11 protein-coding genes are annotated in these 17804 nt (G+C 36.6%); all 11 read left to right on the top strand.

Going from position 1 to position 17804, the window contains the following annotated elements; translation table 11 throughout:
- Window positions 1-16: 16 nt before the first annotated feature.
- Entirely contained in the window at window positions 17-1189 is a 1173-nt protein-coding gene (locus D8S85_RS06940) for a FecR family protein (RefSeq protein ID WP_106480075.1), read from the top strand.
- Window positions 1190-1272: 83 nt separating this feature from the next.
- Complete coding sequence (locus tag D8S85_RS06935; protein ID WP_127074909.1) at window positions 1273-3438, top strand: SusC/RagA family TonB-linked outer membrane protein; 2166 nt, start codon at window positions 1273-1275, stop codon at window positions 3436-3438.
- A gap of 21 nt (window positions 3439-3459) precedes the next feature.
- On the top strand, window positions 3460-4641 hold the full coding sequence (locus D8S85_RS06930; protein ID WP_127074908.1) for a SusC/RagA family TonB-linked outer membrane protein: 1182 nt from the start codon (window positions 3460-3462) through the stop codon (window positions 4639-4641).
- Between the two features lie 11 nt (window positions 4642-4652).
- Complete coding sequence (locus tag D8S85_RS06925) at window positions 4653-6191, top strand: RagB/SusD family nutrient uptake outer membrane protein (protein WP_106480073.1); 1539 nt, start codon at window positions 4653-4655, stop codon at window positions 6189-6191.
- Window positions 6192-6209: 18 nt separating this feature from the next.
- On the top strand, window positions 6210-6950 hold the full coding sequence (locus D8S85_RS06920; protein ID WP_106480072.1) for a DUF4843 domain-containing protein: 741 nt from the start codon (window positions 6210-6212) through the stop codon (window positions 6948-6950).
- Between the two features lie 16 nt (window positions 6951-6966).
- Window positions 6967-8574, top strand: coding sequence for a PKD-like family lipoprotein (locus D8S85_RS06915; RefSeq protein WP_158641519.1), 1608 nt, complete (start codon window positions 6967-6969; stop codon window positions 8572-8574).
- Window positions 8575-8732: 158 nt separating this feature from the next.
- Window positions 8733-9665 carry an ABC transporter ATP-binding protein gene (locus D8S85_RS06910; protein WP_106480070.1) on the top strand — a complete coding sequence of 311 codons (933 nt, stop codon included), beginning with the start codon at window positions 8733-8735 and terminating at the stop codon, window positions 9663-9665.
- An 11-nt stretch (window positions 9666-9676) separates the two neighbouring features.
- A complete protein-coding gene (locus D8S85_RS06905) occupies window positions 9677-11977 on the top strand; it encodes a Gldg family protein (RefSeq protein WP_106625003.1) in 2301 nt (766 codons plus the stop codon).
- Between the two features lies 1 nt (window position 11978).
- On the top strand, window positions 11979-14282 hold the full coding sequence (locus tag D8S85_RS06900) for a Gldg family protein (RefSeq protein WP_106480069.1): 2304 nt from the start codon (window positions 11979-11981) through the stop codon (window positions 14280-14282).
- Window positions 14283-14311: 29 nt separating this feature from the next.
- Window positions 14312-15238, top strand: a complete 927-nt coding sequence (locus D8S85_RS06895; RefSeq protein WP_106480068.1) for an ABC transporter ATP-binding protein — start codon at window positions 14312-14314, stop codon at window positions 15236-15238.
- A 6-nt stretch (window positions 15239-15244) separates the two neighbouring features.
- A complete protein-coding gene (locus D8S85_RS06890) occupies window positions 15245-17566 on the top strand; it encodes a Gldg family protein (protein ID WP_106480067.1) in 2322 nt (773 codons plus the stop codon).
- Window positions 17567-17804: the final 238 nt, after the last annotated feature.

Genomic DNA, 17804 nt, shown 5'->3' with positions numbered 1-17804 from the left:
AAGACACGTTTGAATTATGGATGATAAATATTTTGATATAGCCCAATTAGTTGGTAAGTATCTGGCAAATGATTTGACAAATTCAGAAAGGATTCGGTTGATGAAATGGGTAGAATTGTCTGAGGTTAATCGTTTGTGGTTTCATTCTGTCACGGAATCAAATTTTGTTAGGTTGAAACGTCAAAATTTAAAATCTGTTGACATTGATCAAGGATGGATTGCTTTGTTGAAAAAGAAACGGCAGGAGTATAAACGAGCATTGTATCTACAAGTATTGAAGTATGTAGGCATATTTATTATTCCTGTTTTACTTGGAGTGTATGTTTTTATGCATGTGAAAGAGCATCAAGTAATAGATGTTCCCGTAATGCAGGAGATCTTGCCAGGGAGTCATAGGGCTATTTTACAAATGGCTGATGGTTCATCTATTGTGTTGCATCCTCAGTTAGAGGAAATAGTAAAAGAGAAGGATGGAACGTTGATTGATTTAAAGGGAGAATGTGTTACATATGAGGTAACAGATAGTTCTTTAGAGCAAGAAGTAATATATAATAATTTGGTAGTACCTAGAGGTGGAGAATTTGCGATAACGTTATCGGATGGTACAATTGTTTATTTAAATGCAGATTCTAAATTGCGTTTTCCTGTGAAATTTGCAGAAGATGTGAGGATGGTGGAGTTGGATGGAGAGGGGTATTTTCAAGTAGCTAAAAATGAGAGTTCTCCTTTTACTGTGAAAGTAGGTGAAATGAAAGTTTCAGTACTTGGGACTGAGTTTAATATATTGGGTTACAAGGAATATGGGGAAATTCAGACGACATTGGTGAATGGGAAAGTGGAAGTTTCTTCTGATAAAAATAAGAAAAATTATACACTTTTACCGGGAGAACAAGCGGTATTTAATAAAAAGGATGGGATAATAAAGGTTAGTAAAGTGGATATTTCTTATGCGATAGCTTGGCGAGAAGGTTTATTGCGATTCAGAGATCGCCCTTTAAGGGAAATTATGGATGTAGTGGCTCGTTGGTACGACATTGAAATTGTATATGAAGATATAGAAGTAAAAGAATATCTTTTTGGATGTAATTTTAATCGTCATGAGACGATATTGCCTTTGTTGGAAGTTCTAGAAAGTACGGGAACAGTTCATTTTAAGATTGAAGATAAAAAGATAATTGTAAGTAAATAAAATAGCGAAGAATAGTTGTGCATTCTTCGCTAATTAATAGCCTCTTGGGGAGGCGTATTTTATAACTAAATCGATTCAAAATTATGAAAAAAAAACGTAGATGTACTCATTTATTGAGTACAAAAGTAAAAAAAATGTTGTTTGTTTTACAAGCAACGGTCTTGTTACTTCTATTTTGTAGCGTTGTTCAAGCTATGACGGACCAGCCGTTAATCAGTCTTTCCATGAAAAAGGCAACTGTAAAGGATGTTATTTGGGCGATAGAGAAACAATCCAAATTGGTATTTGTTTATAACACGAAAGATTTGGATCAGGAGGGAACGATTGATTTTGATGTTAAGAACAAAACGGTATCAGAAGCTCTTGATGTATGTTTAAAAAACACGGGACTTGAATACGTGATTCAACAAAATACGGTTGTTATTAGACGTAAGGGTGGAAAAACTTCTAATGTACAAAAGCTTGTGTTAAAGGGAATTGTTGTAGATAAAGATAGTGTGCCATTGCCGGGAGTTACAATCGTCTTAAAGGGTACGGTGTTAGGGGTTGTCTCTGATCATGAGGGAAAGTTTGTACTGGAAATACCTCAAATGGATCATCCTGTACTTGTTTTTTCATTTGTGGGGATGCAAACACAAGAGTATCAATATGTAGGGAAATCAGATATTCGAATCGTTATGATCGAAGATGTAAAAAGTATGGAGGAGGTAGTGGTGACTGGAATTTTTACTCGGCGGGCAGAAAGTTTTACCGGGGCGGCAAAAACATTTCGGAAAGATGAATTAAAACGTGTGGGTAATACAAATGTATTCCAAAGTCTGAAAAATCTAGATCCTTCACTTAAAATTTTGGATAATAGAAATATGGGATCAGATCCTAATACACTTCCAGATATGCGTTTGCGTGGAACTTCTTCTTTTCCCGCAGGAGATAATGAAATAAATTTGAAAGGGAATTATCAGTCTCAACCTAACCAGCCCTTGTTTATTTTGGATGGATTTGAGACAACGGTAGAGACGGTATTTGATTTAGACATGAATAGAGTTGAGAGTATTACCATATTGAAAGATGCTGCATCAAAGGCTATTTATGGGTCTAAAGCGGCCAATGGTGTTGTTGTGATTGAAACGGTCGGGCTCGGTGTTGAAGGAGTTCGTGTGACTTATACGGGAAATTTAGATTTGGAGATGCCAGATTTGACGAGTTATAATTTGTGTAATGCTGCAGAAAAGCTAGAAGCGGAATTTCTTGAAGGTAGTGTTTATCAAAATACTTATGATGGAATGAGTAAATATTATGAACGGTTGAAAAATGTGAAAGATGGTTTGGATGAATATTGGTTATCAAAACCTTTACAGGTTGGGGTTGGGCAGAAACATGCTTTAACATTCGAAATGGGAAATAAAGAAATGAAGACTCTTTTTACTGTGTCGTATAACAATGTAGTGGGAGTTATGAAAGAATCATATCGAAATACTTTTTCTGGGACAGCACAAATTTCCTATCGTAAATCGAACTTTTTATTTCGTGATATAGCTACAATTACAAGAAATAAAACACAGGATTCTCCATATGGTACTTTTAGCGAATATGCGAAAGCAAATCCTTATTCTCCGGCTTATGATGAAAATGGAAAACCAATGGAATATTATGATCGAGGTACGTACACGGCAAAATCACCATTATATAATGCCTATACAAATATTAAAGATCAGACTTCTTATTTGAACTTTACAAATAATTTTTATATAGAATGGACAATAATAGAAGGATTGAAAGCAACGGGACGTGTCAGTTTCACGACTAAACGTAGTGATGCGGATGAGTATTATCCTTATAACCATACAAGTCAGAGTAATTATGGAAGGGATGTATATTATAAAAGAGGTGCTTATACATTAAATACAGGAAAGAGTAATACGGTATCCGGTGATATTTATTTGAATTTTTCAAGAACATGGGGTAAACATACATTATTCAGTAATGTTGGGTGGAATATTTCAGAGAATGAGTATATGGAAATCATTAATGAGGCTCAAGGATATAAATCGGATAGTATGGATGAATATATTTTTGGGATGATGTATAAGGAGGATGGAAAACCTTCCGGAAATAGTTCTAAAAATAGGAATGTTGGTTTTTTGGGTGTGTTGGCTTATACTTATGCAGATCGTTTTTTGTTGGATGCGACATTGCGAGGAAGTGCTGCTTCTGTTTTTGGAACGGATAATCCTTGGGCAACATTCTAGAGTGTCGGATTAGGTTGGAACTTGCATAATGAAAAGTTTTTTAAAGACTTAGGTTTTGTAGAACAATTTAAGATAAGAGGTTCCATAGGATATACTGGTAATCAGAACTTTCAATCCAATAAGGCTGCGGCAACTTATAAATATTATATGAAAGAAAATTATAATTATTATTGGAGTGGAGCTTATCTAAATAATATGGAAAATCCTGGGCTTCAATGGGAGTTGAAAAAAGATTATAATGTTGGTGTTGACCTAAAAGTAAAGAATGTATCATTAATGTTTGATTGGTATACTTCAAATACGGAAAATTTAGTATCACAAATTACGATTCCTGGTTCAACCGGTTTTACTTCTGTTAGTGAAAATTTAGGATTGATTCAGAATCGGGGATTTGAGGTGGCACTAGGAATAAATATAATTAACCGTAAAGATTTCTTTTTGAATGTCAACGGTAATATAACTACAAATGATAATAAATTGAAGAAATTGTCTGGAGCCATGAAAACTTTCAATGATAATCAAATGGCTTTGGCACAAGCAGAAGATAGGGTAACACCCGTGTTGATGTATTATGACGGAATGCATATGAATACGCTTTGGGCGGTTCCTTCCGTGGGTATTGACCCTTCTGATGGTTATGAGGTGTACATAAATCGTGACGGACGACTCACGAAACAATGGAAAGCGGAAGATATGATTGCCGCAGGTGTTGCCGATTCAAAATATAATGGAAATTTTGGTTTGAACGGAGAGTATAAAGGTTTTGGCTTGAGCGTTGTTTTTACTTTTTTGGGTGGAGGAGAACTGTATAATCAAACGTTAGTGGATAAAGTAGAAAATGTCAATATCACTTATAATGTGGATAAACGAGTGTTGTCTGGAAGATGGAAACAACGAGGAGATCAGACTCAGTTTCGGCGAATTAAAAATTTAGGCGATGATTATATTATGGGGAACATGAGAGAGTCTAGTTATACGCGTGCTACTACTCGTTTTATACAAAAAGATAATGAATTGAATTTATCTTCTTTGAGTGTGTATTACGATCTGCCACGTTCATGGATGAATCGTATCGGATTTGAGAGAATCAGATTACAGGCCAATATGAACGATGTGTATAAATGGTCATCAATCAAAATTGAACGAGGAACATCTTATCCGTTTGCTAGAACATTAAGTGTTTCTTTAACTGCAATTTTTTAACAAGGTATTTTATGAAGACAAAATTATTTATTGTATTAATGATATTGGGCCTTGTTTTTACATCATGTGAAGACTGGTTGAAAGTAAATTCTGAAACAGAATTATCTCAAGATGATATGTTTTCTTCAGATGAAGGATTTCATACCGCTTTAACTGGAGTGTATATAGGTATGACAGCCACGGATCTTTATGGTATGCATTTATCTTGGCATATGTTGGACTATCTAGCTCATTATTATTGTTTGATCTCAGGAAGTAATGATACTTACCTACATAGTCATCAATATAAACATACGCGAGTTTATCCATATATTAAAGGAACGTGGAATGGTTTATATAATTTGATTGCAAATTGTAATAATATTTTAGCCAAATTGGAAGAACATAAATCGGAATTAAATCCGATTAATTATCAACTTGTAAAAGGAGAAGCATTGACGTTAAGAGCTTTTTTTCATTTTGATTTGATGCGTATGTTTGGTTTCGGAAATTTGCGGAATCGAGACGTCTCTTCTAAAAAAGCGATTCCTTATGTAACGACGTTTAGTAAGGAGGTTACTCCGCAGTTATCTTATTCGGAAACTTTTGAACTCTTGAAAAAAGATTTACTAGAGGCGATTGATTTGCTTTATGGAGAAAATGGGAAAAATTGTTATCGAATTACTGGAGATGATGATTTTTTTGATAACGGACCGAATGGTGAAGATCATGCATTCTTTACTTATTTTGATTATCAGACTTCTCCCCGAGTAGATTATTATGTGGCAAAAGCTATTCTTGCCCGAGTATATATGTGGGAGGGAACTGATGAAGGATATGCTAAAGCGGCAGAAATTGCCGAAGAATGGTTCTTGACAGAGGATGATTCTGGACAAGATTGTTGGGATTGGGTTTCTCGCAGTCGTGTGACAAATTCTAACGTTCTTTATCGGGATAGAACTTTTTCTCAGGAGCATATTTGGCATCTTTCAGTGACTAAATTGAATGATATTATAGGAAATTGGCTGGATGCATCTAATCCTAACGCTACTTATGAACGTATATTCCTTACTCAAGAAATGGCTTTTTCAATATTTGAGGTAGGCGAGGGAAATGATGTAGGTGTAAATGATTATCGGTATTCTTATCTACTTCAACCCCAAGGTTCTGGGTTAAATAATTATGCCACGTTGAAGTTGGATCAATGCAATGGAGAAACAAATTATGGACAAAAGATCCCCTTAATCAGTACTCCGGAAATGTATTATATATGTGCGGAAGTATATGCGCAACAAGGAAATCTAAAAAAGGCAATAAGTTATTTGAATACAGTACGTCGAGCTCGTGGAATTACGGCGGATCTAGATGAAAATTTAACTTATCAAGAAGTTAGAGAGGAGATATTGAAAGAATATCGGAAAGAATTCGTGAGTTTGGGGCAATTGTTCTATTTCTATAAACGTTGGGGGGTAGAAAGTGTTGCCGGGTATGCTGACATCATGGATGATACCAAATATGTTTTGCCTTATCCAGATGAGGAAGTTATATCGGGAAATCGAGTGCAATTTTAATGTTTAAAATGTAGAATTATGAAATGTTCGATAAAACAATATGCGATCTTGTTGATAATTATATGTATGGGGCTTTATAGTTGCTCTAAGAGTGATATTATGTATTACGAAGGAGGAAATGCCTTGCATTTCATGAAATTACGACAAGGGCTTTCATTTATGACAAATATGGAAGCAGAGAAAGATACGATGCAGATTAAAGTTTTGCTTGTTGGAAATCCCGTGGATCGCGATCGGGAATTTGCTGTCGAGGTTGTGAGTGATTCAATTACAACGGCTACATCTGATCAATATCGGGTGATAAAAGCTGTTGTTCCGGCTAATGATACGATTGGAACTCTTGTCTTGGAAGTTTGTAATCCTAAATTTCTGGGAATTAATGAGTCCACGTTAGTATTGAAATTAGCTGTAAAAGATAATGAAAATTTTAAAGTCGGAGGATGGTTAAATTACTCTGCTATTATTTTGACATGGACTACGGATTTAGTACAACCGGAAACTTGGAGAGCTATGAGGTTTTTCTTTACATCAAAATATTCTTCTAATGTTTATCGGGCGATTATTGCATCTACAGGATTAACCGAATTTTGGTATTATGATCCTGACCCGGAAACCGGTTATCGATTAGATCAATACGAAGGATGGGTATATGGAAAAATGTTTGGGGATTGGATTCGGGAGTATAATAAAACCCATGATGATGTGTACCGTCATGATGATGGCGCGTATAAAGGAGAAGAAATAGTGCCAATATATTAATTAAAAATTGATGATAATGAAAAAATATATTTTATATGTGCTGTTGATTTTTTTGAATATGAATTTCTTTACAGCATGTTTTGATGATAAAAGTACAGATCCAGATCATCCGATTCCGGATATTGTGATAGATACGATAGGTATTCCCGGGGCGTTTAGAGTAACACAAAATGAACGCTTGACGATTCGACCTAAAGTCCGTCGAGACAATGGCGATACATCAGACTTGTCTTACAAATGGATGTTGAATACGGTTGCGACAACCACGCAAGCGACAGGGGCGAATTATTCTAATTATGTTTGTATAGGTGAAAGTGAAGTATTAGATACTATAATATTTCTTGCTCCGAACGAAATCACTTATTTTTTATGGTTTCAGGTCACAGATAATAAGACCCAGTATCGGAGAGATATTTTATGGAAAGTACTTGTTCAATCAGCTTATAATGAAGGAATATTAATCGCCAATACGAAAGATGGTAGGACAACTGATTTTTCTTTGATTGAAGGACAACAGTTTACTGAAGGATGGACTGGTGCGGATAAGATTACTCATAATTTGTATAGTAATGCAAACGGTAATACCATGGATGGCCTTGTGAAACAAATTTGCCATTCATATAATTCGGTTACTAAATCAAAGCGTTTTTATTGTATAGGAAATGATTTTTATACTTTAGTTGACGGTTTGGAATATAAATTGGTCGGACGGGATTTTGAAGTAATTTATGATAATACGTTATCCATGAAACCAGAACAAATATTTTTTTCTAGTACTGGTTATATTGTTTGGGTGAATGATGGAAACATGTATCCCTTTAATAAGGGAATAGCACGAGATTATCCAAATATCCAGATTCCTATGGGATATGCTGTACAAGAGGGAGAAACACAGAAAATTAAGACCTCGAAAATTGATAAATATGTGGCATATACTCATCAATCCGGTAATTCAAAGTCCGCTTGGGGTGTTTGGTATGACAAAGCCGAGGGACGTTTCCTATGTCAAAAAGGATATCCTTATGTCAAAAAAAGTATAGAAACATTTGTTTCTGATCCTCAAAAAGCCTTTGACCCGAATAATCTGCCTGGTTTAGAAACAGTATATGCTGCAATCGGTGTGAATGGTGATTTTTATATGATCATGAAGAATACAACCACTGGAGTTTATCAAGTATATGTCATAGAAAGAACAACATCTAGTGCAAAATATCTTTACAATATACCAGGTAATGAAATGGATCAGGCGATAGGATATGTCGTGAGTGAAGATGGAAATGTGATTTATTTTGCAACATCGACACAAATATATGCTATTGTGTTAGGAGGAGTATCACCGCAAGTGAATCTGCTTTACACGATTTCTTCTGGTGAAATTACTCATTTTTCCATGTTTAGACAGGCATGGTATTTAATAAATCCTATGACATATGTTTCTGGAGCAGGTTATAAAGTTCCAATTGACACTCATGAGAATCTTTTGTTAACGGGTGTTTGGGATGGAAATAATGGGACGCTTTATACGATTCCGATTGTGAGTGCAAGTGGAGGTTCTATAGATCAGAATAATATTAAAACTTATTCCGGTTTCGGAAAAATCTTAACTGTCGTTTCTCAACAGTAGTACTTATTGTAGTGTGTTTGATTTAGAATGAATCCCCGTCGGTATGGATGGAAAGTGTTTTGAAATTCTCGAAATACTGACGGGGGTCTTTATGTTATAGCCATGCTAGATTTGAACGGTATGGTGTGGATGTATTTGTTTGTGAATTATTGAAAATTATGGAAAAAGCAATTATAAAAGTAGAACATTTATCCCATCGGTATAGTACACAATGGGCAATTCGGGATATTAATTTTGAAATTAATCAAAAAGGTGTAGTCGGATTGTTAGGTTCTAATGGAGCGGGTAAATCGACTACGATGAATATTATTTGTGGCGTGTTGAATCAGACAGAAGGAGAAGTATATATTAATGGAATTAGTTTAAGTGAGCGACCGGTAGAGGCGAAACAAAATATTGGTTTCTTGCCACAAAAGCCTCCTTTGTATGCAGATCTTAATGTAGATGAATATCTGACATATTGTGCCAATTTGAGATTAATGGATGACAAACAGGTGAGGTCTGCCGTGGAAGAAGTGAAACGGAGATGTGGAATCTCTCATTTTAGCCATCGTTTGATTCGGAATTTGTCTGGAGGATATCAGCAGCGCGTTGGAATAGCACAGGCAATCGTACACAATCCGGCTTTTGTTGTGTTGGATGAGCCCACTAATGGCCTCGACCCAAATCAAATTGTGGAAATTCGTGAGTTAATCAAAGAAATTGCGAAAGATCGTTCTGTATTATTGTCTACGCATATTCTTTCCGAAGTACAGGCCACTTGCGATTATATTCGCATGATCGAACATGGGCAAGTCGTGTTTGCCGGAACTATTGATGAATTTGACAATTACATTGAACCCGACACATTTGTTGCAAAATTTGAAAATCAGCCGACTAAAGAGGAATTATTACAAGTAAGAGGGATTATTCAAGTGATTCCATTGTCTGAGACGAAGTATCGTTTCCGTTTTGAAGGTGGAAATGATGTGATGCGACGAATGGTTGAATGTAGTGTAAATAACGGATGGGGATTGAGTGAAATAACATTGGAAAAAATTTCTTTAGATGAAATATTTGCTCAGCTTTCCGGAAAGAAAGAAAATGAATAAAATGAATGCGTATGAAAGTAATATATAAAATAGCCAAGTCGGAATTGAGTATGTTATTCTATTCTCCGGTAGCTTGGTTGATTCTTGTGATTTTTACTTTTCAAACCAGTATGGCTTTTTCCGGATTGTTCAGTGATTTGGTGGTAGATCAAGCAATCGGAAATCGACTTTGGGATGTAACAGAAAGAATTTATACAAATTATCGGGGGCTCCTGTCTCAAGTTCAACAATACTTGTATCTTTATATTCCCTTGTTAACCATGGGATTGATGAGTAAAGAACGAAATAGTGGATCTATAAAACTTTTATTCTCTTCTCCGATTACGAATACTCAAATCATTATTGGTAAGTATTTTGCAATGATGATATATGCTTTAGTGTTGATCGCCATTATATTGGTATATATCATTTTTGGAATCTTTACGATTAAAGATATGGATATTCCTTACACGTTATCTGGTTTGTTGGGAATTTATTTGTTGACTTGTGCTTATGCTGCTATCGGTTTGTTCATGTCAAGTTTGACATCTTATCAAGTTGTTGCGGCAATGTGTACCTTGGGGGTATTGGCCTTATTAAATTTTGTCGGACAGATTGGACAGGATATTCCTTTTTTGAGGGATATTACCTATTGGTTATCTATTCGGGGACGTTCTGATGAATTGATTGGTGGATTGATTTGTAGTGAAGACGTTTTGTATTTTCTTATTGTAATTACGCTTTTCTTGATGCTTTCTATTTTGAAATTGAAAGGAGAAAGAAAAAAGACGGTTCGTAAGATTGCAGTTAGTCGTTATGTGGGAGTTATTTTAATTGCCATATTTTTGGGGTATTTATCATCAATCCCAGCTTTAATGACTTTTTATGATGCAACCATAACAAAGCAGAGAACATTGACTCCTAATAGTCAGGAAGTAATGAAACAGTTGAAAGGTGGCTTAAGTGTTACGACTTATGTTAATTTATTGGAACCGAATTATGAGGCTGGGTTACCTAAAAATATGAATAGGGATAAACGACTTTTTCGCCAATATATTCGTTTCAAACCGGAAATGGAAATGAAATATGTCTATTATTATGACAAAACAAAAAATGAATCACTGGATCAGCGTTATCCGACATTAAATGATCAGGAAAGAGCTCGGGAACTGGCCAATGGATTAGAGTTGAATTTTAAGATGTTTCTTTCTCCTGAAGAAATTAAAAAGCAAATAGATCTTTCTGCAGAGCAAAATCGATTCGTTCGTTTGATTGAGCGGGAGAATGGCCAAAAAGCCTTTTTGCGAATATTTGATGACATGTCAAAGCAACCAAGTGAAAAGGAAATTACTGCAGCTATGAAAAGAATGGTTGTTCCCGCTATTCGAGTGGCATTTCTTGCGGGACATGGAGAACGGGATATTGATCGCAAAGGCGATCGGGAGTATTACGTGTTTTCTCAGGATATTACTTATCGGGAGGCTTTAATCAATAATGGTTTCGATTGCTATAAGTTGTTTTTGACACAAAAAGGTAAAATTCCGGAAAATACAGATATTTTGGTTATTGCAGATGTCAAGACTCCTTTGGCAAAAGAAGAGTTAGATGAGATTCAACGATATATTGATAAAGGAGGAAATGTAATTATTGCTGGAGAGCCAGGGCGGCAGGATATCATGAATCCATTGATGGTCTCTTTAGGAGTTAAGTTTATGCCTGGTCGGTTAGTACAGGAAAGCGAGAATTTTTCTCAAACGTTAGTTTTTGCAAAAGTAACTCGGGAGGTGGCAAAAATATTTCCTCGTTTCAATTGGATGTTACGTTGGAACTATCGGGTTCCTATGCTTGATGCTGTTGGGTTGGATTATAGAACCGACGCTGGCTTTAAGGTGATGGCTTGGTTAGAAACTGATTCAACAGGATGTTGGAATGAGATGGAAACAACGAATTTTGCAGAAAATAAAGCAATTTTTCAGCCAGATGCTGGAGAGAAAGAACAAGTATATACGTTGGCTCTCGCTTTAAGTCGTGAAATTGAAGGAAAAGAACAGCGAATACTTATTATGTCTGATGCAGATTGTCTTAGTAATGGTGAATTTTCTATGAAACGGAGAGGGGTGAATACGGAAAGTCCAATTTTCCCGAATTACGCATTCTCTTGGTTGTCTTATGGAGAGTATCCAATAGATACAACTCGTCCCCGTTCTCCAGACACGAAAATTTATATGGGATTAGAGGGAATCATGTGGATGAACATTGGGCTGATGGGATTCTTCCCGCTTGCCTTGGCGGCTTGTGGTATTGTTATATGGGCAAAAAGAAAGAGAAAATAATATGAAGACAATCTATAAAATAGCAAAAAGCGAGCTGAATATGCTGTTCTGCTCACCAATAGCCTGGTTAATACTTGTGATTTTTATATTTCAAGTAAGTATGGATTACGCGAACATATTGACGGAAGAATTGAAAGCTAAAGCTACAGGTTATAGCTTGATGGATGAAACCGCCAGTATTTTTTCAGGTTTCCGGGGCTTGTATTCTAGAATACAAGGATATCTCTATCTTTACATTCCCTTATTGACGATGGGGATTATGAGCCGGGAATTCAGTACCGGTTCAATCAAATTGCTTTTTTCTTCGCCGATCACGAATAAGCAAATCGTGTTGGGGAAATTTTATGCCTTGATGGTTTATGCCTTTTTATTGCTGGGGGGATTGCTCCTAATCGCTCTTTTTAGTTGTATAATAGTTAAATCGATAGATTTTCCTTTGGTTTTGTCAGGTTTACTCGGACTTTATTTATTGACTTGTGCCTATATTGCTATAGGCCTTTTTATGTCGAGCTTAACCTCTTATCAAGTTGTTGCAGCAATGGGAACATTAGCTATTTTGGCTGTGTTGAATTTTATAGGTGGTGTAGGGCAGGAAATTGCTTTAGTCCGGGATATTACTTATTGGTTATCTATTTCGGGACGTTCTCGCGAAATGATTAATGGGTTGATATGTAGTGAAGATGTCCTGTATTTCTTAATTGTGATTGCTCTGTTTGTCGTTTTAACGATATTGCGTTTGCGTTTTAATCGTAAAAAAGGTTCACAAGCTCTACGAGTTGGTTGGTATACGTTTGTGGTGGGAAGTGCCATGTTCTTGGGGTATTTAAGTTCTCGTCCGGTTTTTATGTGCTACTATGATACAACAGCAATGAAATCACGAACCTTAACGTCCAATAGTCAAGCGGTTATGGAGAAAATGGATGGAGGATTGACGATTACAACCTACGTGAATTTATTGGATGATAATTATTGGGATGCTTTACCCCGTAATGTAAATAACGATTTCAAGCGTTTCAAACAATATGTACGTTTTAAACCTGAAATTAAAATGAAATATGTTTATTATTACGACAAGACGGATAATCCTTCTTTGGATAAACGTTTCCCGGATTTGACGGATAAAGAGAGAGCGCAGGAAATTGCCAAGGGTATTCGGATGAATTTTGATCGTTTGTTATCTCCGGAGAAAATTCGAGAGCAAATTGATTTGTCCTCTGAAGGTAATCATTTCGTGAGAGTGATTGAAAGAGAGAATGGGCAAAGGACTTTTCTGCGAATTTTTAATGATATGTCCAAGCATCCCTCTGAAACGGAAATTACGGCAGCATTAAAACGTTTGGTACAAAATTCTCCAAAAGTCGCTTTTTTGACAGGGCACGAAGAACGGGATATTTATAGGGGAGGGGATGGAGATTATTCTACTTTCACAATGAGTCAATCCTTTCGTTATTCATTGATCAATCAAGGATTTGATACTGAATCTATTTCTTTGGCAAAAGGAAATACGATACCGGATAATATAGATATATTAGTAATAGCCGATCCTCAAGAGCGATTGACAGAATGGGAAATAAACGAGGTTAACCGCTATATTGCTTCGGGACGACATTTGTTAATTACGACTAAACCGGGGCGACAGACGATCTTGAATGAGGTGACGGAACCGTTAGGTGTTCATTTCCAGGATGGAATTATTGTTCAACAGAGTGAGGATTTTGCTCCAGATTTGGTGTTAGGACATTTTACTCCTGAAGCAGAACGTTTCTCTGGAACATTTGCTTACTTGAATCGGAATAACTTTCGAGTTACGGCACCGGGAACTGCTGCAATCCTTTTCCGTCCGCAACAGGGATTTCAAGTATTTCCTTTGGTTGTAACTGATAGTATGGGATGTTGGATTGAGAAAGAGACAACTGATTTTGTTAATGAATTACCTGAATTTCATCCAAAAGCAGGAGAAGAGGAGTGGAATCTACAACCCATAGTTTTGGCAATGAGGCGTCAGATTGCGGGTAAAGATCAACGAATTATGATTTTTGGAAATGCTGATTGTTTAAGTAATGGAGAATTAGCGAGATCGAGAAAAGATATAAAATCTGCTAATTTTAATTTGATTTTAGAAACATTCCGGTGGTTTACAAATGGAGAGTATCCGGTAAATACAAGTCGTTCCTATGGACCGGATGATGATATTAGAATGGAGTACAAAGATATTATCTGGGTAAAAATTGGTTTTATGGGAATATTGCCATTGTTATTGGTTGGTGCGGGGATTATTGTTTGGATAAGACGACGGGAAAAATAGTAAAGCGTATAAATAAATTATATAATATTATGAAAGAACCAATTGTAAGAGTAGAAAATGTTTCTCATCGGTATAATGTTCAATGGGCCATACGAGATATTAATATGGAAATGCCTGATAGTGGGATTTATGGGTTGTTAGGCTCGAATGGAGCTGGAAAATCAACATTAATGAATATCCTTTGTGGTGTGTTGAGACAAACTGAGGGGAATATTTTTATTAAAGGGATGAACACGAAAAAGAATTCTGTCGCGGCGAAACGTCTGATAGGTTTTTTACCTCAGAAGCCTCCTTTGCACATGGATTTAACTGTAGAAGAGTACCTTTATCATTGTGCCGGGATTCGGTTAATGCCTGATGAGGAAATTCCCGAAGCGGTTGAAAATGCTATGACTGAATGCGGTATTTTGCATTTTCGGAATCGTTTAATTCGCAATCTTTCAGGGGGATACCAACAACGTGTCGGTATTGCTCAGGCGATTGTTCATAGTCCTGAACTGGTCGTGTTTGACGAACCAACCAATGGTTTGGATCCGAATCAAATTCTTGACATCCGTAATTTGATAAAAAAGATTGCGGAGAATAGAACGGTCATACTTTCCACGCACATGCTCATGGAAGTACAAGCGATATGTGATTATATTTTTATGGTAGAAGAAGGTCACATGGTATTTTCGGGTAGTATAGACGAGTTTGATAATTATATTATCCCGAATACCGTGTTCGTCTCTTTACTCGATGCTCCGGCTCCAGAAGTATTGCTTGAAATTCCCGGTGTGACAAAGGTCGAAGAATTAGGGGGGACGAAATTCCGCCTGATGGCTGTCGATGTAAATGATGTCATCGATCAAATGGTTGCTTACAGCTATAAAAATGCTTGGCGGCTGAACGAGATACGTGTAGAGAAAAGTTCGCTTAATGCGATTTTTGCAGAATTGTCGAAAAAAACAAAGTAAAAAAATATGAAAGCGATAAAAAGAATTGCCTTGACGGAGTTGCAAACGATGTTTTACTCCCCCATAGCTTGGTTCATTTTGATTATTTTTACCTTCCAAGCATGTATGGCTTTTGTGGATGTATTTAATGGCTACGTGGTTGCCCAAGAGCTGGGACGATCAGTTCGGAATGTAACCTTGGGAACTTTTGCCAATCCTTGGAATAATGGAATATTTATCGTGATGCAGAGCTATTTGTACTTGTATATACCCTTGTTGACCATGGGTATCATGAGCCGAGAATTGAGTAGTGGTTCCATAAAGTTACTTTACTCTTCTCCGGTAACGAATTTTCAGATTGTTGTTGGAAAATACATTGCAATTATGACATACGCGCTTGTCATGATAGGCGTACTTGCTTTATTCGTCATTTATGGTGTTTGTTTTGTTCATAAATTCGATTTACCTGCGGTATTGATCGGTTTGCTGGGGCTCTATTTGTTGATCGGGGCGTACGGTGCGATAGGTCTTTTCATGTCTTCTTTGACTTCTTATCAAGTTGTTGCTGCGATGGGAACTTTTGCAATTTTTGCCGTGTTGAATTATATCGGGGGAATGTGGCAGGACATTGCTTTGGTACGGGACATCACTTACTGGTTGTCAATTAGAGGACGTTCTGGAGAATTTATCAATGGACTATTGTGTAGTGAAGAGGTTATTTATTTCTTAGTAGTTATTGTTTTATTTTTGACGTTTACTATTATCAGACTAACCGTGATTCGTGAAAAGAGAAAATTGCTTGTTAGTGCTTCTTGGTATTTTTCGGCGATATTCATTGCCGTGTTAATTGGTTATTTCAGTTCACGTCCCTCGTTAATGTTTTTTTATGATGCGACTAGAACTAAGGTTAACACGTTGACACCGAATAGTCAAGAAATAGTGTCCAAAATGGAAGGAGGAATGACAATTACTACTTACGCTAATATTCTGGATGAAGATCGATATTTGTGGTATGGGTTCCCGAAGAGCGAATTGAATGATATCAAACGTTTCGAGCAATATGTCCGATTTAAACCGGATATCAAGATGAAGTATGTCCGTTATTATGCCAAAGGGAATAACGAGGAGGCCTTAGATAAGCGTTATCCCACCTTGAATGATCGGGAAAGGATGGTGAAAATTGCTCAAAATTACGGAGTTGATTCTTCAATTTATCTTGATGTGAATCAAGTGACCCAATTGGAGGATTTATCCGGGGAAAATTATCGTTTTGTACGGGTACTTGAGCGAGAGAATGGGCGGAAGACTTTTTTGCGAATTTATGATGATATGTATGTACATCCATTTGAAACGGAAATTAGCGCTGCTTTCAAGCGTCTTGTGATGGATCTGCCTCAAGTGGGATTTGTTGGAGGACACGGGGAACGAGACTGTATTAAGCAGGGAGATCGTGATTACAATCGTTTCGCTCAAGATAAAGTGTTCCGTTATTCTTTAATAAACCAGGGATTTGATTTTAGACAAGTGACCTTGGATAAACCTGTTCCCGAGGATATCAGTATTTTGGTTATTGCGGATGTAAGGGAGCAATTACCGGAATTACATCGGAAAAACTTGGATGCTTACATTGCAAGAGGTGGAAATCTTTTAATAGCTGGAGAAGCTAAACGCCAAGAGTACATGAATCCGCTTGTAGAACAATTTGGAGTTCGTTTTATGCCGGGGCGACTGGTGAGTCCAAGTGAGAATTTCCAGGCCGATTTTATTATTTCTAAGGTGACCAAGGAAGGGGCAGAACTTATGTACCAGTTGAATGAAATGCGTAAATACGGGTATGTGGGAACCATGCCTTCGGTGGTAGGATTGGATTTGCCTGAGGTCGAAAACAAAGGATTTAAGACGACTGTATTGTTAACGACAGATTCTTTAAAAAAGGTTTGGAACGAGATTGAGACAATCGATTTTGTGGATGATACCGTTCGGTTGAATCCTGCTGTAGGAGAGGTCGAATTGAACAAAGTACCGACGATGGTTGCACTTTCTCGCAACGTAGGTGACAAGGAACAGAAAATTATTATCTTGGGAGATGCGGATTGTTTGAGTAATGGTGAAATCAGTATTTCTCGTAAAAAGGTTCGGGCTTCAAATTACTCTTTGATAACCTCTTCTTTCTTTTGGATGTCGGATGACGAAGTACCTATTGATGTTCGTCGTCCGCCTCTTCCGGATAATAAAGTTTATATTTCCAAAGGTGGGATGCTTGTAACAAAAATTGTTTCACTGGGAATATTTCCACTGGGTTTAATTTTATTCGCTATTTTAATTTGGGTTCGAAGAAAAGGACGTTAAATTAGAATTTTATCGTAGTGTGTTTCAATTTCTATACAATAATGCAGGTTTTCCCCTGTGTAAAGCAAAAGTAGGTGCGTTGAAAATTATTTTAGCGCACCTGCTTTATAATTTAACGTAAGTTTGATATAACTTCAAACCACACAATGGTTTGTGAAAAATTAGAAAAGGTCGTCGTGGGAAAATAATTTGGTATTAAGCCCAATTTAATATACCATGTGAGAATGAATACACGTGT

This window comes from Butyricimonas faecalis, assembly GCF_003991565.1.
Classification (GTDB): domain Bacteria; phylum Bacteroidota; class Bacteroidia; order Bacteroidales; family Marinifilaceae; genus Butyricimonas; species Butyricimonas faecalis.
This window is presented reverse-complemented; position numbering and strand designations above follow the sequence as displayed.